The following is a 16,855-nucleotide window of genomic DNA, read 5'->3' on the forward strand; positions in this document are numbered from 1 at the left end:
CCCCGCGGTCGTGATCAGGAGCGGCCATATTGTCAGGGGCACGCCAACCGCCGGAAGAGGGCACCCGGCCCCGGGGGGGCAGGCTCCGAGAGGCCTACCCCTGCACGTACTCCCGCGCCGCCGTGTTGATCGCCCGGCTGTCCAGGACGCGCGGCCCGGTGCCGCCGCGGCGGCTGACCACGAGCATGGCGCGGCCGACGTTCTCGGTGGTGGTGACATGGGCGGGCCCGAGGAGGCGCAGCACCGGGTAGAGCCAGGAGGTCGCCAGGTAGAAGAGGCGGTACCAGCGGGTGCGCGAGCGGGCGCCGTGCAGGGGCTTGATGAAGCCCGGCCGGAACATGTACGCCTCGAAGTCCCGGGCGAGCAGGGCGTTCTCGGTACGGCCCTTCACCCGGGCCCACATCCGGCGGCCCTGCTCGGTGCCGTCGGTGCCCTCCCCCGAGACGTACACGAAGGCCAGCTCGGGCTTGGCCGGCAGCGCGCGGGCCGCGGCGAGGGCGTAGTCGTAGGTGACGGTGGTGTACTCGCGCTCGTCGTAGCCCGCCGCGGAGACGCCGAGGCAGAAGAAGCAGGCGTCGGTGTCGGCGAACTCGGCGGTGAGCGCGGAGAAGTCGGTGAAGTCCTGGTGCCGCAGCTCGCGGAGCTTGGGGTGCGAGACGCCGAGCGGCGCGCGGACCACGGCACGCACCGAGGCGACGCCTTCGTCGCGCAGGCACTCGCGCAGCACCCCCTGTCCGACCATGCCGGAGGCGCCGAAGAGAAGTACGTGCACGGGGCCCTCCCGGGCGGTGGGGTGCGGCGGCTCCGGCAGCGCGCCGGTGCCGGTGGCGGCCGGGACCCGGACGGTACCAGCAGCCGGCGCCCGCGATGAGCCGCCCCCGCCGCGCGCCTCAACCGGTGGTGGCCATGAACTCCCGCAGGACCGCGACCAGTTGCTCCGGCTGGTCCTCGGCGATCAGGGTGCGCGTGTCCGCGATCTCGTGCAGGCGGCCCTGCGGCAGCAGTGCGGCGAGCCTGCGCCCGTGGGCCCGCGGCATCATCAGGTCGTCCGCCGCCCAGACCACGAGGGCGGGCTTGTCGAAGCCGGTCAGGCCCTCGGCCGCCTCGGTCAGCTCGGATCTGCGGACGCCCTTGTTGTAGCGCCGGAAGTCGTGGCGGATCGCCGGGTCGGTGCGCAGCGGGCGCAGCCATCCCTCGGCGATCTCGGCGGGCACCGGGCGCCTGGTGAGTGCGCCGAGGCCCACCGGCAGCCGCCGCAGCGCCCTGAGGCCGAGCACCCGCGCGAGGAGCGGCACCCCGCCGGGCACCCGGCAGGCGAGGGAGAGCATCTTGCCGGGCAGTCCCGGCGGATAGTTGTCGAAGGCCTCGCAGGAGACGAGGACGAGGCGGGCGAGGCGCTCGGGGTGCCGGACGGCGACGGTCTGCGCGCGTCCGCAGTCGCTCTCCACCAGGGTGACCTCGCGCAGGTCGAGCCGTTCCAGGAACTCGGCGACGAGCGCGATGACGGTGTCCGGGGAGAGCGGCACCCGCGGGTCCATCGGCCTGCGGTGCGCGCCGTAGGGCAGGGTGGGCGCAAGGACGCGGTAGTCGCCGCGCAGTTGCGGGACCACCTTGCGCCAGACGCTCGCGTCGTGGACCAGTCCGTGCAGCAGGACGATCACCGGGCCGGTGCCGCCGGTGTCCTCGTAGGCGACGGGTCCCGCGGTCAGGTCGATCTCCGGCATCGGCGCGCCTTTCGGCCCTCGCGCTGGGCGGGGCACCCTCGCTCGTGCGTCAGGCCAACTCTAGGACGTGCCCGGTACGGGCGTGAGCGCGGCGCTCTCACGGGCTGTCGCGGGCCGGGGACGCCGCGTGCGCGGGAGGGCCGAAGGTCCCGGCCGGTGTGTGACGGGAGCCTCTCCCCGTTCCGCTGCGGGCCTTCGTAAGGTGGGCGGAGGAATGCCCGCTGTGGAACGGACCGAGGGCCTTGTACGAACTCACCAGACTCCCCACGTGGCGTGTCGAGCTGCCGCACACCGCGGCAGCCGTGCCCGTCGCGCGCTCCCTGGTGCGTACGGCGCTGGCGGAGCTCGAACACGGCGCGGACTGCGACACCGCGGAACTCCTGACGGCCGAGCTGGTCGCCAACGCCGTGGAGCACAGCTCGGGGGACGCCCCCATCGAACTCGTCGTGGAGGTCCTGCCGACCGGCTGCCAGGTCGAGGTGCACGACCGCAACCCGGAGCCGCCGGGTGACATGTCCTACCCGGGACCGGCCGAGGAGCCCGACCCGTGGCTGGAGCACGGCCGGGGCCTGCTCCTGATCCGCACGCTGAGCCTGTCCTGCGGCCACCGCCCCACCGACTCGGGCAAGGCCGTGTGGTTCACGCTGCCCGCGATCCCCCAGCAGCGGCACCCGACCGCCTGAGCGGGAGCCGCTCCCGTACGGCCGCCGTCACCTGCCGCCGAGGGTGGCCACCAGGACCGCCTTGATGGTGTGCATCCGGTTCTCGGCCTCGTCGAAGACGACCGAGTGCGCGGACTCGAAGACCTCGTCGGTGACCTCCAGTGAGCTGAGGCCGTGGCGTTCGTGGATCTCCCGCCCGATCTTCGTACCGAGGTCGTGGAAGGCGGGCAGGCAGTGCAGGAACTTCACCTCCGGTTTCCCGGTGGCGCGCAGGACGTCCATGGTCACGGCGTAGGGCCGCAGCGCCAGGATCCGCTCGTCCCAGACCTCCTTCGGCTCCCCCATCGAGACCCAGACGTCGGTGGCGATGAAGTCGGCGCCCCGGACGCCCTCGGCGACCTCCTCGGTGAGGGTCAGCCGGGCGCCGCTCTGCTCGGCGAGGAGGCGGGCCCGGGCGATCACGGGCTCGGCGGGCCAGTAGGCCTCGGGCGCCACGATGCGGACGTCCATGCCGAGCAGGGCGCCGGTGATCAGGTAGGAGTTGCCCATGTTGAAGCGGGCGTCGCCGAGGTAGGCGAAGGCCAGCTCCGCCAGGGGGCGGTCGGCGTGCTCGGTCATGGTGAGGATGTCGGCCAGCATCTGGGTGGGGTGCCAGTCGTCGGTCAGTCCGTTGTAGACCGGGACGCCCGCGTGCGCGGCGAACTCCTCGACCTTCTCCTGGCTGTCCCCCCGGTACTCGATGGCGTCGAACATCCGGCCGAGCACCCGCGCGGTGTCCTTCACCGACTCCTTGTGGCCCATCTGCGAGCCCGCTGGGTCGAGGTAGGTGGTGGTGGCGCCCTGGTCGGCCGCGGCGACCTCGAAGGCGCAGCGGGTCCGGGTGGAGGTCTTCTCGAAGATGAGCGCGATGTTCCTGCCCACCAGGCGCCGGGCCTCGCCGCCCGCCCGCTTGGCCGCCTTCAGCTCGGCGGCGAGCGCGATCAGGGAGCGGAACTCCTCGGCCTCGAAGTCGAGCTCCTTGAGGAAGTGGCGGCCGGCGAGGCCGGGCGGGACAGTCGCCATCGGGGCGCTCCTGGGTCGCACAGCAGACAAAGACAATGGAATTCTATACGGTGCGCCACATTTCTATGCGAGAAGGGCAGGTGACCGTCCTCACTATGACGGGCCGGCCCCCCGGTACCCCGGTGGACCGGCCCGCCGGGGACCGAACGGCGGACGCGCTCAGGACACGGCGTCGCGCTCGACCGGGCAGCTCATGCAGCGCGGTCCGCCCCGGCCGCGGCCGAGTTCGCTGCCGGGGATCTCTATGACCTCGATGCCCTGCTTGCGCAGATGCGTGTTGGTGGTCGCGTTGCGCTCGTAGGCGACCACCACGCCCGGCTCGACGGCGAGGACATTGCAGCCGTCGTCCCACTGCTCGCGCTCGGCGGCGTGCACGTCCTGGATCGCGGTGAGCACCCGGATCTCGTTGAGCCCGAGGGCCGCCGCGATCGCCCGGTGCATGTGCTCCGGCGGGTGGTCGGTGACCTTCAGCTCCTTGGCGTCCACCCCGGGTTCGATGCTGTACGAGCGCAGCATCCCGAGCCCCGCGTACTGCGTGAACGTATCGGCGTCGACCATGGTCATCACCGTGTCCAGATGCATGAAGGCACGGCGCTTGGGCATGTCCAGGGCCACGATGGTGCGGGCCGAACCGGCCGCGAAGAGCTTGTGCGCGAGCATCTCCACGGCCTGCGGGGTGGTGCGCTCGCTCATGCCGATCAGCACCGCGCCGTTGCCGATGACCAGGACGTCGCCGCCCTCGATGGTCGACGGATAGTCCGCCTGCCCCTCGGACCAGGTGTGGAAGGGGCCCGCGCTCTCCGCGGCGAACAGCGGGTGGTGCCGGTAGATGGCCTCGAAGTGCACGGTCTCGCGCTGCCGGGCCGGCCACCGCATGGCGTTGATCGAGACACCGTCGTAGACCCAGGCCGAAGTGTCGCGGGTGAAGAGGTGGTTGGGCAGCGGGCCGAGGAGGAAGTCGTCGAGCTCCATGGCGTGGAAGCGCACGGAGGTCGGCTCGGGGTGCTGCTCCAGGAACTCCCGCTTCGTCATGCCGCCGATGAGCACCTCGGTCAGCTCCGCCGCGCTCATCGTCTCGAAGGCGGCGCGCAGATGGTCGGTGGCGAGCGGCCCGTACTCCTTCTCGTCGAAGACCCGGTCCAGCACGAGGGACCGGGCCTTGGACAGCGCCACCGTCTCGCGCAGCAGATCGCCGAAGAGGTGCACGGTCACCCCGCGGTCGCGCAGCACATCCGCGAAGCCGTCGTGCTCCTGCCGGGCACGGCGTACCCACAGGACGTCATCGAAGAGCAGCGCGTCCTTGTTGCTGGGCGTGAGGCGTTTCAGCTCCAGGTCCGGCCGGTGGAGGATGACGCGGCGCAGGCGTCCGGTCTCGGAGTCGACGTGATATCCCATGGGGTCCATATTTCCCCGGCCGGGGGCCCGATGCGGGCCCTTCCACCGGAAAGTTGTGGGTCTGAGGCCGGTTTCCGTGATCAGCGTGTACGAAGCGGGGCCCCGCACCGGAGGTCTTCCTGCGCGGGGGCGACGAAGCGTGACGGGGCGGACGGGAGGGGTGAGCGGCCGGGCCCCCGCCGGAGCGGAGGGAGCCCGGCGGGAGCCCTCTCAGCTCAGCTGCGACTGGACCTGGCCGGAGATGAGTTCGAGATGGTCCAGATCGTCCAGGTCGAGGATCTGGAGGTAGATGCGCTCGGACCCGGCCTCCGCGTACTGGCCGATCTTGTCGACCACTTCGGCCGGTGAGCCCGCGAGCCCGTTGGCCCTCAGCTCGTCGACCTGGCGGCCGATGGCCGCGGCCCGGCGGGCGACCTCGGCCTCGTCCTTGCCGACGCAGGCGACCAGGGCGTTGGAGTACACCATCTCCCGCGGGGCCCGGCCCGCCTCCCGGACCGCCTCCCGCACCCGGCCGAACTGGCGGCGGGTGTCCTCCAGGGAGGCGAAGGGGATGTTGAACTCGTCGGCGTAGCGGGCCGCGAGCCGCGGGGTGCGCTTCGCCCCGTGGCCGCCCACCAGGACCGGCACCTTGGCCTGCGCCGGTTTGGGGAGCGCGGGCGAGTCGCTGAGCTGGTAGTGGCCGCCCTGGTGGGTGAAGGTCTCGCCGAGCGGGGTGCTCCACAGCCCGGTCACGATGGCCAGCTGCTCCTCCAGCCTGCCGAACTTCTCCTTCGGGAAGGGGATGCCGTACGCGGTGTGCTCCTCCTCGAACCACCCGGTGCCGAGGCCGAGTTCAACCCGCCCGCCGGACATCTGGTCGACCTGGGCGACCTGGATCGCCAGCACGCCGGGGAGCCGGAAGGTGCCCGCCGTCATCAGCGTGCCGAGGCGGATGCGGCTGGTCTCACGGGCGAGACCGGCGAGGGTGATCCAGGCGTCGGTGGGGCCGGGGAGCCCGTCCGCGCCTCCCATGCTCAGGTAGTGGTCCGAGCGGAAGAAGGCGTCGAAGTGCAGATCCTCGGTCGCCTTGGCGACCTTGAGCAGGGTCTCGTAGGTGGCGCCCTGCTGCGGTTCGGTGAAGATGCGGAGATCCATGCCTCCATCCTGCACTCCGCCCCGCCGTCGCTCCGCGCAGGCCGGGCCCGTGGTGCGGGGCGCGATCCGCACGGGTCGCGGTACGGGCCGCCGTCCCGTTCGCCGCGGCGCGCGGGGCCCATGTCCGCCCCGCCCGGCGGCGGTTCACCCCACCCACTCGGGGTCGGTCTGTATCTCCATCACGGCTCCCATCTCCACCACCGCGCGCCGGGTCACCCCGGGCCGGGCCCGTAAGGCGGGGCCGTGGCTGCCGCCGAGGCCGCCCGCGCCGCCTCCGCCGGACCCGGCCTCCTCCTCGGCCGGGTCCGGGTCGCCCGCCGACTCCGTGAGCGCGTGCTCGCGGTCGGTGAGGCGGCGCAGCATCTCCAGGATCCGGTCCTGGCACTCGTCGGCGGCGTCGATGGCCTCCATGCACTGCCAGTAGATCCTGTCCTCCGCCGCCGTCGAGGCGATGCCGACCAGGGCGATGCCCACCTCTCCCAGCAGTGCGCCGAGGCCGGTGAGGGTCTCGCGCGCGTCCGGGATCTCGGACAGCTGCGCGGCGCGGATCTGGTCGACGCCGAACAACGGCGAGGTGAGCGCGCCGCAGCCGCGACCGCCGATCTCGCTCAACCCCAGTGCCTCGCCCCGTAATTCCGGGGGTCCGGCGACCGCCAGCCTGCTTCCGATGGCCTGGGCGAGCGACTGCGCCTGCCAGGCCTCCACCATCACGTCCGGCGCCTCATGACTGTCCGCCAGGGCACGCCTGCCTACTCCGATGAGCCGCACCGCATCCATGCGCTGCCCCGTCTCCCCTGTCCACACGCTTACTGTGCGTTTACCCGAACTCCCTTTGTCACTACCCAGCGTGAGGGCTCCGACAACAAAAAGCCAGGGGTAGTCGGAAAACTGTGGACAGAAGTTACCTGTGGACAACTTTGCCACTCCGGAGAGTGACATCCGAAGGTGACGTAAAGTGACGAAACCCGGGCAACTGGCAGGCGCCCAGGGCCTGTTACCGGTTCGCCGCTCCCCCGTCGCCACCGGCCTCCGCGCCGCTCCCGGGCACCGGGAAGCGCGCTTCATTGCGCGTGATCTTGGCGTCCAGGGCGGCCAGCGGATCGATGCCGAGCACCTCGCAGAACTGCAGCAGATAGGCGAGGACGTCCGCCACCTCGTCGCGGACCCGGTGCGCGCTGCCGGGCTCGTCCAGCACGCGCAGCGACTCCTCGGGCGTCAGCCACTGGAAGATCTCCAGGAGTTCGGAGGCCTCGACGCTGAGCGCCGCCGCGAGGTTCTTCGGGGTGTGGTATGGCTCCCAGCGGCGCGCGGCGGCGAAGTCGGCGAGGCGGCGGCGCAGCGCCGCGAGGTCGGGCGGGGGCGGGGTGTCGGCTGTGGTCACCGCCCCAGGTCTACCACCCGCAGCGCACCGGGCCCTGCCCCGTCCGGCGGCTCCGGCAGCCAGTCGGTGCTGCCGACCGCCGCGAGCAGGCGGATGTGGCCGCGGGCGCAGGTCTGGGCCGCGAGCCGCCCCAGCTCGCCGAGTTGGCGCAGGTCCAGGCCCCGGTCGAAGCCGTCGGCGAGCACGGTGAGCGCCTGGAAGGCCTCCGGCACCTCGGCCGCGGGATCGACTTCGAGCACCCCGGGCCCGGTGAGCAGGACCAGGGCGAGGGCGAGGAAGCGCAGTTCGCCGTCGCCGAGCCGTTCGACGGGGGTGCGGCCGCCGTCCCGGCGCTGGAGCACCGCCCGCACCCGTCCGCCGCCGAGCTCCTCGGCGAGCAGGTCGGCGGTGGTGCCCCGGCATCCGGCGCCCAGGGTGCGGACCAGGATGCCGTGCCGGATGGGGCACTCGGCGTGGGTGCGGCGCAGCACCTCGGCGAGGTTGGCGCAGTCGCCGAGCAGCCGCCCCTGACCGGTGGGGACCGCCCGGCGCATCCGGCCCGGCTGCGGGTCGCAGCCGAAGACCGAGCGCAGCGCCACCACCATCTGCTCGGCGGCAGCGAGGACTTGGCGCTGCCCGGCGGTCTTGCCCGCGACGCGCAGCGGGAGCAGCGCGGTGCCGAGGAGGTCGTCGGGGAGCGGGGCGCGGGTGACCGGGGCGCTGCCCGCGGTGTGCCAGGCCGCCTGGACGGCGCGCTTGCCGGGGTCGCGCAGGGCGGTCTCCAGCAGGGTGAGCGGGCCCGCGGTGAGCCGCTCGCCGACGATGCGCAGCCCCGGTTCGGCCTGCACGGCGAGGTCGAGGCGGACCGGTCCGGCCGGGCCGTCGACCGTGCAGCCGATACGGAATCCGCGGCGGCCCTGGCTGTCGGCCCGGGCCGACTCCGGCACGCAGGAGACCGGGTCGGGGAAGACCTCGTCCAGCGCGTCCCCCGAGGCGAGCCGGGCGAGCGCCGCGTAGGCGCGCAGGGCGGTCGACTTGCCGCTGCCGCTGGGGCCGCTGAGGAAGGTGAGCGGACCGAGCGGGATCGTGGTCCTGCGGTGGCCCGCGAAGGCGGACAGGCGCAGTTCGGTGAGCGTGGGGCGGTCGGGCCGCGCGGCCGCGCCGGCCCGGCCGGAGGGCCCCGGGGCGGCGTCGGTCATGGTCAAGGTCATATTCCGGACGCTAAGCGCGCGCCCGTCAGGCGAACCGTTTTGCCCGGTACCGCTTCCCACGATCGTGCGACCGGGCCGGTGCCCTGTACGGATTTCCGCCGGCCGAGCCGTATGTCCGGAAAGGGACGGCGCGGCAGATGGATCCGGCCACGCGTGCGAGTTCTAGAGCCCGGGCGCCGTGGCGTCCTCGATGAGCCCCTGGACCTCGGTGCCGGCCGGGGAGAGCAGGAAGACATTGCGATCGACGCGGTGCATCCCGCAGTTGAGGCCGAAGACGACTCCGCTGCTGAAGTCGAGGACCCGCTTGGCGACGGCGGTCTCGGCCCCGGTGAGGTCGAGGAGCACCGGGATCTGCGCCATCAGGGTCTCGGCGACCTCGCGGGCGTCGGCGAAGACGTTGATCCGCAGCACGACGAACTTGCGGCGCAGTTCGGTGCCGGCGCCCGGGTCGGCCAGGGCCGGATGCCCGGGCCAGGAGGGCCAGTCCCCGCCGTTGCGCAGCGGAACCACCTGGGCGAGCCCTTCCCACTGTTCGTCGGTGACGTCGTGGCCGTTCACTTCTCCACCTCGCCCTGGCTCGTCCTGGTTTTCTGCACGGCGCAATTCTTACCCGCCTTCACCCGATCGGCCCAACTGCGACACGGGTGCGCCCCGTGTCGTATGCCACTCGCCCCGCGGTCGTATGCCCCGCGCCCCGGGCGAGGGCGGCCCGCCAGGAGGGGAGGGCCCGGCCGCAAGGCGCGGCGGGAGCGCCGTGCGCCCCGCCCGGAGACGGCCCGCGGCGGAAGCGGAGTCGCGCGGAGGTGAGGACCGCCGGAGTCTGGGAACACGTACCTCGCACACGTCCGCGAGCGGAGAGGCGCGGCCCTTCATGAGCGCTGCTGAGACTGCCCAACCGAACGAGGCGGCCGGGACCCCGGCCGAGGAGAGCGCGTACCCGTCCGAGCACACCGACTATCTGTCCGAGAGCGAGATCTCGGTGCTCTCGCGGTACTGGCGCGCGGCGAACTACCTGGCCGTGGGGCAGATCTACCTGCTCGACAACCCGCTCCTCGGCGAGCCGCTGGCCCCGGAGCACATCAAGCCCCGGCTGCTCGGGCACTGGGGTACGACGCCCGGGCTCACCCTCGTCTACGCGCATCTGAACCGGGTGATCAGCGCCCGCGGCCTGGACATGATCCATGTGACCGGGCCCGGCCACGGCGGCCCCGCGACGGTGGCCTGCTGCTGGCTGGACGGCAGCTACTCGCAGGTGTACCCGGATGTGAGCCGGGACGGCGCGGGCATGGCCCGGCTGTTCCAGCAGTTCTCCTTCCCCGGCGGGATCCCGAGCCATGTGGCGCCCGAGGTCCCCGGCTCGATCCACGAGGGCGGCGAGCTGGGCTACTCGCTCGCGCACGCCTACGGGGCCGCCTTCGACAACCCCTCCCTGGTGGTCGCGGCGATCGTCGGGGACGGCGAGGCGGAGACCGGGCCGCTGGCCACCGGCTGGCACGGCAACAAGTTCCTCGACCCGGTGCACGACGGGGCGGTGCTGCCGATCCTGCACCTGAACGGCTACAAGATCGCCAACCCCACGGTGCTCGCCCGGCTCCCGCAGGAGGAACTCGACGCCCTGCTGCGCGGATACGGGCACGAGCCGGTGTACGTGACCGGCGAGGACCCGGAGCGGGTGCACCACGCCCTGGCCGCCGCCTTCGACCGCTGCCTGGACCGGATCGCCGCGTTCCAGCGGGCGGCCCGCGAGGAGGGCGCCGGTGTCCGGCCCCGGTGGCCGATGATCGTGCTGCGTACGCCCAAGGGCTGGACCGGGCCGCGGGAGGTCGACGGGAAGCCGGTGGAGGGGACCTGGCGCGCGCACCAGGTGCCCCTGTCCGGGGTGCGCGACGACCCCGGGCATCTGGCGCAACTCGAGGAGTGGATGCGCGGTTACCGGCCATCGGAGCTCTTCGACGCGCAGGGGCGGCCGTGGCCGGAACTGCTCGCCCAGGTGCCGGACGGTGAGCGGCGGCTCGGCTCGAATCCGCATGCCAACGGCGGCCGCCTGCTGCGGAGCCTGCCCGCTCTCGACATCGCCCGGCACGCGGTGCCCGTGCCGAGCCCCGGCACCGGGCAGCACGAGCCGACCCGGGTCCTCGGCGGCCTGCTGCGCGAGCTGATGCGGGACACCGCCGAGCGCCGCGACTTCCGGCTCTTCGGCCCGGACGAGACCGCCTCCAACCGGCTCCAGGAGGTCTACGAGGTCTCCGGCAAGGGCTGGCAGGAGGAGGTGCTCGGCACCGACGAGGACCTCAGCCGTCACGGCCGGGTCCTGGAGATGCTCTCCGAGCACAACTGCCAGGGCTGGCTGGAGGGTTACCTGCTCACCGGCAGGCACGGCCTCTTCTCCTCGTACGAGGCCTTCATCCACATCGTCACCTCGATGGCGAACCAGCACGCGAAGTGGCTCAAGGTGTCCCGGGAGCTGCCGTGGCGGATGCCGGTGTCCTCGCTCAACTACCTGCTGACCTCGCATGTGTGGCGCCAGGACCACAACGGCTTCTCGCACCAGGACCCCGGCTTCGTGGACCACATGGTCAACAAGGACCCGGAGACGATCCGGGTCTATCTGCCGCCGGACGCCAACTCCCTGCTCGCGGTGGCCGCGCGCACCCTGGACTCCCGGGACCGGATCAACATCGTGGTCGCGGGCAAGCAGCCCTCCTTCGACTGGCTGGACCTGGACGAGGCGGTCCACCACGTGGAGCGCGGGGTCAGCGTCTGGGACTGGGCGGGCACCGACACGGGCCGGGCCCCCGATGTGGTCCTCGCGGCGGCGGGCGATGTGCCGACCACGGAGGTCATGGCGGCGGCGAAGCTGCTGCGCGAGGAGCTGCCGGGGCTCGCGGTGCGGGTGGTGAACGTGGTCGACCTGATGCGGCTGCTGCCCCCGGACCAGCATCCGCACGGCCTCAACGACCGTGGTTTCGATGCGGTGTTCACCACCGACAAGCCGGTGATCTTCGCGTACCACGGCTATCCCTGGCTGATCCACCGGCTGACGTACCGGCGCCGGGGCCACGACAACTTCCATGTCCGCGGCTACAAGGAGGAGGGCACCACGACGACCCCCTTCGACATGCTCGTCCTCAACGACATGGACCGCTACCGGCTCGCGATGGACGTCATCGACCGGGTCCCCGGACTCGCCCTGACGGCGATCTCGGTACGGCAGCGGCTCAAGGACAAGCGCGCCGACCACCGCGCCTATGTCGTACGGGAGGGACAGGACCTGCCGGAGATCAGGGAGTGGACCTGGTCGTGAGATCCGGTCCGGCCCAGCGGGGTGGATCGGACCGCGGCGAACGAGCCGGACAACCTCAGCAAGGAGCAGCACACCATGCGTATCGCATTCCTCGTGGCGCCCGAGGGCGTCGAGCAGGTCGAGCTGACCGAGCCCTGGGCTGCCGTCGAAAAGGCGGGCGGCCAGGCGCAGTTGGTGTCCACCGCACCCGGCAGCGTGCAGGGCTTCCACCACCTCGACAAGGCGGACACCTTCCCGGTGGACCTGACGGCGGGCGAGACGAGCGCGGCGGACTTCGACGGTCTGGTGCTGCCCGGCGGGGTGGCCAACCCGGACTTCCTGCGCACCGACGAGGCCGCCGTCGCCCTGGTCCGGAGCTTCTTCACCGCGGAGAAGCCGGTGGCGGTGATCTGCCACGGCCCGTGGACGCTGGTCGAGGCGGGCGTGCTGCCGGGGCGCACCCTCACCTCCTGGCCGAGCCTGAAGACGGACATCCGCAACGCGGGCGGCAGTTGGGTGGACGAGGAGGTCATGGTCTGCACCAGCGGTCCCAACACCCTGATCAGCAGCCGCAAACCGGACGATCTGGAGGCCTTCTGCGCGGCGGCGGTACGGGAGTTCGGCGCGCAGCGGGACCGGGCCTGAGGGAGGAGTCGCGAGCATGACCGAACCGGAGGGGGGCTGGACCACACCCGGCCGCCGGGAGACGGCCGAGCAGCGCGCCGACCGCCGCTGGGCCGAGCTGCTCCAGGAGGTCCGGGTGGCGCAGACCGGCGTCCAGATCCTGCTGGGCTTCCTGCTGACGGTGGCGTTCACCCCGCGCTTCCCCGAACTGTCCACGGCGGACCGGAACTTGTACGTGGTGACCGCGGTCCTCGGGGCCTCGGCGACGGGTGTGCTGATAGGCCCGGTCTCCTTCCACCGCCTGGTGACCGGCAAGCGGCTCAAGCCGGAGACGGTGACCTGGGCCTCGGGGATGACGATCGTCGGGCTGGTGCTGCTGCTCTGCACGATCAGCTCGGCGATGCTGCTGATCCTGCGGGTCGCGCTGCACAACGACGCGGTGCCGTGGATCGCCGCGGGCGTCACCGCGGTCTTCGCGCTGACCTGGTTCGTACTGCCGGTCTGGGCGCGGATCCGCTACGGCCGGCGGGAGAGCGGCGAGGAGTGAGCGGGCGCCGGTGACGTCAGGGCGTGAGGTGGGCCTGCACCCCGGGCGCGTACCGGTCGACCAGGCGGGGCACCGGCTCGGCCCGCAGCCGGGGGCCGCGGGCGATGCCGAACATCACGCCGAGGCCGAGCAGCATCGCGACGGCGAGCTCCGCGCGCAGCCCCGCGTCGGGTCCTTCCAGCCGGGCGGTGAGGCGTTCGGCCACCTGGGTACGGAAGTTGGCGCGCAGGATCTCGCCGTCCTCGCGGTGCAGGGGGGCGAAGACGATCCGCAGGATGGGGTCGGCGCCCTGTTCGAGCTGGCTGCGCAGCAGGTGCTCGACCATATGGCGGCCGAGGGATTCCAGCGGCGCGTCGAGGAGGGCGGCGGCGTCCTCCTCGAAGGACATCACGCGGGCGAGCAGGGCGTCCTTGTTGCCGAAGTACTTGAGCACGAGGGGCGGGCTGACCCCGGCGCGGGCGGCGATCGCCTTGAGGGTGATGTCGGCGTGCGGCTGCCGGGCGAGCAGGTGGCGGGCGGCGCGCAGGATGGCCCGCCGGGTCTCCTCGGCGTCCCGCCGCGCGGGGGCGCCGCCGTCCGCCTGCCGCTGCCCGGTCGCCGGAGTGGTCATGGCGTTCACGCCCCTTCGAGAGCCTGCTTCGGGGTGCTCAGGCCGCTGCCCGGCCCCGGGTGGTCCGCCCGCGGTTCGGCGGGTATCGCGAGCGCGGCGGCGCAGGCGACCAGGGCGACGGTACCGGCGAGGGCGAAGGCCATCAGATAGCCGTGCAGGGTCGGTACGGGCGCGCCGCCGACCGTACTGGTGTGGTGGACGAGGATCGCGGCGACGGCGGCCGAGCACAGGGCCTGCCCGATGGTGCGCATGAGGACGTTGACGCCGTTGGAGGAGGCGGTCTGCTCGACGGGGACGGCCCGCAGGATCAGGGTCGGCAGCGCGGAGTACGCGAGGGTGGTGCCGGTGGAGACGACGGCGCCGCCGAGGACGATCACCCACAGGGCGTGGCTGTCGGCGATGCGGACCACGTATCCGAGGGCGATCACCACGGCGCCCAGCGCGAGGGTGATACGCGGGCCGCGGGAGGCGGAGATCCGGGCCGAGAGCGGCGAGAAGAGCAGCATGATCAGGCCGTTGGGCAGCAGGCAGAGGCCGCTCGCGACGATGGAGAGGCCGAGTCCGTAGCCGGTCTCGGTGGGCGCCTGGACGAGCTGCGCGGTGACCAGGGAGTTGGCGTAGAAGGCGAACCCGGCGAGCAGGGCGGTCAGATGCGGCAGCGCGACCCGGGGCCGGACGGCGAGGCGGAGGTCCACCAGCGGGCGCGGGGCGCGCAGTTGCTGGCGCCACCACAGGGCGCCGGTGAGCAGGCTTGCGGCGAAGAGGGCGAGGACGGTGGTGCTGGTCCAGCCCCACTGGCCGCCCTGGGAGACGGCGAGCAGCAGGCAGACCAGGGCGGTGGCGAGGCCGAGGGCGCCGAGGGTGTCGAAGCGGCCCGGGGTGCGGACGGGGGATTCGCGCACCGCCCACCAGGCGGCGGCGAGGCCGCTCGCGCCGAGCCCGCTGGTCACCCAGAACATCACGTGCCAGTCGGCGTACTGGACGATCAGCGCGGTCAGCGGCAGTCCGAGGGCGGCGCCGATGCCGACCGTGGAACTCATCAGGGCGACGGCGGAACCGGTGCGGTGCGGGGGCAGTTCGTCGCGCAGGATGCTGATCGACAGCGGGACGACGGCGGCCGCGGCGCCCTGGAGCGCGCGGGCGGCGATCAGCAGCCGGATGTCGCTGGTGAGGGCGCAGACCACGGAGCCCGCGGTCATCAGGGCGAGCGCGGCGAGCAGCACCCGCCGCTTGCCGTACATGTCGCCCGCGCGGCCGAGGACGGGGGTGAGCACGGCGCCGGCGAGCAGGGTGGCGGTGACCGTCCAGGAGACGGCGGCCGGGGAGGCGCCGGTCAGCCGGGGCAGATCGGGCAGCAGCGGGACGACCACGGTCTGCATGACGGCCATCAGGATGCCGCCGAAGGCGAGCACCGGCACGGTGAGCCTTCTGCGCAGACCGGACGGCGGCCCGGCGTCGGATATCGCGGGCTCCATGGGCGTCTCCAGCGGCACGGCGGTTCGGGGGCGGCGGATCAGGGAGGTGAATGCGCATTCACCTTACCTGGTGAATTCGCATTCACCACCGCGCTCACCTGCGGAGGGAGCCGGTGCGCGCACGGATCGCGGATCCCGCTCGCGGAGTCGCCGGTTCCGCCGCCGCGGAGCGTGCGGCGCCCGGGCGGCGTAGGCCGTTTCCCCCGAACTGTCCCACCTGCCGGACCGGTGGACTGAACCGGGCGGGGAGCGAGCAGGAGAAGGACCATGACACGACCCAGGATTCTCATCGTCGGCGGCGGCTTCGCCGGAGTGGAGTGCGCCCGTCGGCTGGAACGCAAACTCGGCCCGGGAGAGGCGCAGGTCACCCTGGCGACGCCCTTCGGCTACCAGCTGTATCTGCCACTCCTGCCCCAGGTGGCCTCCGGTGTGCTGACTCCGCAGTCGGTCGCGGTCTCCCTGCGGCGCGGGCTGCGCGGCACCCGGATCGTCCCCGGCGGCTGCGTCGGCGTGGACCCGGTGGCCAAGGTCGCCGTCCTGCGCAAGATCACCGACGAACTCGTCAACGAGCCCTACGACCATCTGGTGCTCGCCCCCGGCAGCGTCACCCGCACCTTCGACATCCCCGGTCTGACCGAGCACGCCCAGGGGATGAAGACCCTCGCCGAGGCGGCCTATCTGCGCGACCACGTCATCAGCCAGCTCGATCTCGCCGCCGCGACGACGGACGAGCGGGAGCGGCGCTCCCGGCTCCAGTTCGTGGTGGTGGGCGGCGGTTACGCGGGCACCGAGACCGCGGCCTGCCTCCAGCGGATCACCGCGGCGGCGGCCGAGCGCTATCCGCGGCTCGACCCGCGGGAGATCAAGTGGCACATCGTCGACATCGCGCCGAAGCTGATGCCCGAACTCGGCGACCGGCTCGGCACGGACGCCATGCACGTCCTGCAGCGGCGCGGCATCGAGGTCTCCCTCGGGGTCTCGGTGGCCAAGGTGGAGGCGGAGCAGGTCACGCTCACCGACGGCCGGGTGCTGCCCTGCCGGACCCTGGTGTGGACCGCGGGGGTCGCCGCGAGCCCGCTGATCGGCACGCTCGGCGCGGAGACCGTCAAGGGCAGGCTGGTGGTCACCGACCGGATGACGGTGCCGCGCTTCGACGGGGTGTTCGCGCTCGGCGACGCGGCGGCCGTGCCCGACCTCGCCAAGGGCGACGGGGCGGTGTGCCCGCCGACCGCGCAGCACGCCCAGCGCCAGGGCAAGGCGGTCGCCGACAACGTCCTGGCGAGCCTGCGCGGCAAGCCGCTGGAGCCGTATGTGCACAAGGATCTCGGCCTGGTCGTCGACCTCGGCGGCCGGGACGCGGTGTCCAAGCCGCTCGGGGTGCAGCTCACCGGGGTGCCCGCGCAGGCGGTGGCGCGCGGCTACCACCTGATGGCGCTGCGCACCAATGTCGCCAAGGTGCGCACCCTCACCAACTGGCTGCTGAACGCCACGGCCGGGGACGACTACGTCCGTACCGGATTCCAGTCCCGCCGCCCGGCCCGGCTGCGGGACTTCGAGTACACGGACACCTATCTGACGCCGGATCAGGTACGCGCGCACACCGAGTCCTTGCACGCGCGGCACTGAGCACCGCTGCGGGACGGGCACCCGACCTCCCGTACGGACAGGGCAGTTGGCCCGGTACCGGTCGTCCGCCGGTGCCGGGCCGGGTGCTGTTCGCCACGGGGGAACGGGAGTTGGGCGGGTATCGGCGATCAGGCGCTCAGGC

The 16,855-nt window shown here is 72.7% G+C and carries 15 protein-coding genes and 1 pseudogene; 5 read left to right on the plus strand and 11 right to left on the minus strand.

Translation table 11 applies throughout. The features are described from left to right. Positions 1-94: 94 nt before the first annotated feature. Positions 95-772, minus strand: a complete 678-nt coding sequence (locus tag MID12_RS03435; protein WP_040246634.1) for an NAD(P)H-binding protein — start codon at positions 770-772, stop codon at positions 95-97. A gap of 118 nt (positions 773-890) precedes the next feature. After that, positions 891-1,724 (minus strand): alpha/beta fold hydrolase, encoded by an 834-nt coding sequence (locus MID12_RS03440; protein WP_263164795.1) that lies wholly within the window; start codon positions 1,722-1,724, stop codon positions 891-893. Between the two features lie 221 nt (positions 1,725-1,945). Between MID12_RS03440 and MID12_RS03445 the strand changes: the two genes are divergently transcribed. Beyond that, a complete protein-coding gene (locus MID12_RS03445; RefSeq protein WP_052482081.1) occupies positions 1,946-2,407 on the plus strand; it encodes an ATP-binding protein in 462 nt (153 codons plus the stop codon). A 27-nt stretch (positions 2,408-2,434) separates the two neighbouring features. Here MID12_RS03445 and argF read toward each other — a convergent pair whose 3' ends face one another. The 7 genes and pseudogenes from argF to MID12_RS03480 form a co-directional block, all read right to left on the minus strand. Continuing rightward, positions 2,435-3,448 carry an ornithine carbamoyltransferase gene (gene argF / locus MID12_RS03450; protein WP_263164797.1) on the minus strand — a complete coding sequence of 338 codons (1,014 nt, stop codon included), beginning with the start codon at positions 3,446-3,448 and terminating at the stop codon, positions 2,435-2,437. Between the two features lie 159 nt (positions 3,449-3,607). Continuing rightward, positions 3,608-4,843: an arginine deiminase gene (locus tag MID12_RS03455; RefSeq protein WP_263164799.1), complete on the minus strand. Its 1,236-nt coding sequence runs from the start codon at positions 4,841-4,843 to the stop codon at positions 3,608-3,610. A gap of 210 nt (positions 4,844-5,053) precedes the next feature. Further along, positions 5,054-5,977, minus strand: a complete 924-nt coding sequence (locus MID12_RS03460; protein ID WP_263164801.1) for an LLM class F420-dependent oxidoreductase — start codon at positions 5,975-5,977, stop codon at positions 5,054-5,056. A gap of 327 nt (positions 5,978-6,304) precedes the next feature. Beyond that, positions 6,305-6,754, minus strand: a pseudogene (locus MID12_RS03465) (DUF6099 family protein); the annotation flags it as partial. A 217-nt stretch (positions 6,755-6,971) separates the two neighbouring features. Then, positions 6,972-7,358 (minus strand): nucleotide pyrophosphohydrolase, encoded by a 387-nt coding sequence (locus tag MID12_RS03470; RefSeq protein WP_263164803.1) that lies wholly within the window; start codon positions 7,356-7,358, stop codon positions 6,972-6,974. Beyond that, on the minus strand, positions 7,355-8,548 hold the full coding sequence (locus MID12_RS03475) for an ATP-binding protein (RefSeq protein WP_397915353.1): 1,194 nt from the start codon (positions 8,546-8,548) through the stop codon (positions 7,355-7,357). Before MID12_RS03475 ends, MID12_RS03470 begins: the two co-directional genes overlap by 4 nt. A 162-nt stretch (positions 8,549-8,710) precedes the next feature. Next, positions 8,711-9,106: a cell division protein SepF gene (locus tag MID12_RS03480; protein ID WP_040246643.1), complete on the minus strand. Its 396-nt coding sequence runs from the start codon at positions 9,104-9,106 to the stop codon at positions 8,711-8,713. 313 nt (positions 9,107-9,419) lie between these two features. Here MID12_RS03480 and MID12_RS03485 point away from each other — a divergent pair, with 313 nt between their 5' ends. From MID12_RS03485 to MID12_RS03495, 3 genes are all read left to right on the plus strand, one after another. Continuing rightward, positions 9,420-11,852, plus strand: a complete 2,433-nt coding sequence (locus MID12_RS03485) for a phosphoketolase (RefSeq protein WP_263164805.1) — start codon at positions 9,420-9,422, stop codon at positions 11,850-11,852. 75 nt (positions 11,853-11,927) lie between these two features. After that, positions 11,928-12,476: a type 1 glutamine amidotransferase domain-containing protein gene (locus MID12_RS03490; protein ID WP_040256147.1), complete on the plus strand. Its 549-nt coding sequence runs from the start codon at positions 11,928-11,930 to the stop codon at positions 12,474-12,476. A 16-nt stretch (positions 12,477-12,492) separates the two neighbouring features. Next, positions 12,493-13,002, plus strand: a complete 510-nt coding sequence (locus tag MID12_RS03495) for a DUF6328 family protein (protein ID WP_040246644.1) — start codon at positions 12,493-12,495, stop codon at positions 13,000-13,002. 16 nt (positions 13,003-13,018) lie between these two features. Here MID12_RS03495 and MID12_RS03500 read toward each other — a convergent pair whose 3' ends face one another. Both MID12_RS03500 and MID12_RS03505 read right to left on the minus strand, forming a co-directional pair. Next, on the minus strand, positions 13,019-13,612 hold the full coding sequence (locus MID12_RS03500; RefSeq protein ID WP_263164810.1) for a TetR family transcriptional regulator: 594 nt from the start codon (positions 13,610-13,612) through the stop codon (positions 13,019-13,021). Between the two features lie 5 nt (positions 13,613-13,617). Next, entirely contained in the window at positions 13,618-15,087 is a 1,470-nt protein-coding gene (locus tag MID12_RS03505; RefSeq protein ID WP_040246645.1) for an MFS transporter, read from the minus strand. A 267-nt stretch (positions 15,088-15,354) separates the two neighbouring features. On the opposite strand from MID12_RS03505, the gene MID12_RS03510 reads away from it, so the two are divergent. After that, entirely contained in the window at positions 15,355-16,713 is a 1,359-nt protein-coding gene (locus MID12_RS03510; protein ID WP_040246649.1) for an NAD(P)/FAD-dependent oxidoreductase, read from the plus strand. The last annotated feature ends 142 nt before the right edge of the window (positions 16,714-16,855 follow it).

The sequence above is a fragment of the Streptomyces sp. SCSIO ZS0520 genome (assembly GCF_025643355.1).
Lineage (GTDB): Bacteria > Actinomycetota > Actinomycetes > Streptomycetales > Streptomycetaceae > Streptomyces > Streptomyces physcomitrii.

Bases quoted from the DNA above. Each gene is read 5' to 3' on its own strand.
- MID12_RS03440 (WP_263164795.1), bottom strand. From the start codon at position 1,724: ATGCCGGAGATCGACCTGACCGCGGGACCCGTCGCCTACGAGGACACC.
- MID12_RS03475 (WP_397915353.1), bottom strand. From the start codon at position 8,548: ATGACCTTGACCATGACCGACGCCGCCCCGGGGCCCTCCGGCCGGGCC.
- MID12_RS03495 (WP_040246644.1), top strand. From the start codon at position 12,493: ATGACCGAACCGGAGGGGGGCTGGACCACACCCGGCCGCCGGGAGACG.
- MID12_RS03505 (WP_040246645.1), bottom strand. From the start codon at position 15,087: ATGGAGCCCGCGATATCCGACGCCGGGCCGCCGTCCGGTCTGCGCAGA.
- MID12_RS03485 (WP_263164805.1), top strand. From the start codon at position 9,420: ATGAGCGCTGCTGAGACTGCCCAACCGAACGAGGCGGCCGGGACCCCG.
- MID12_RS03460 (WP_263164801.1), bottom strand. From the start codon at position 5,977: ATGGATCTCCGCATCTTCACCGAACCGCAGCAGGGCGCCACCTACGAG.
- MID12_RS03510 (WP_040246649.1), top strand. From the start codon at position 15,355: ATGACACGACCCAGGATTCTCATCGTCGGCGGCGGCTTCGCCGGAGTG.
- MID12_RS03500 (WP_263164810.1), bottom strand. From the start codon at position 13,612: ATGACCACTCCGGCGACCGGGCAGCGGCAGGCGGACGGCGGCGCCCCC.
- MID12_RS03490 (WP_040256147.1), top strand. From the start codon at position 11,928: ATGCGTATCGCATTCCTCGTGGCGCCCGAGGGCGTCGAGCAGGTCGAG.
- argF (WP_263164797.1), bottom strand. From the start codon at position 3,448: ATGGCGACTGTCCCGCCCGGCCTCGCCGGCCGCCACTTCCTCAAGGAG.
- MID12_RS03455 (WP_263164799.1), bottom strand. From the start codon at position 4,843: ATGGGATATCACGTCGACTCCGAGACCGGACGCCTGCGCCGCGTCATC.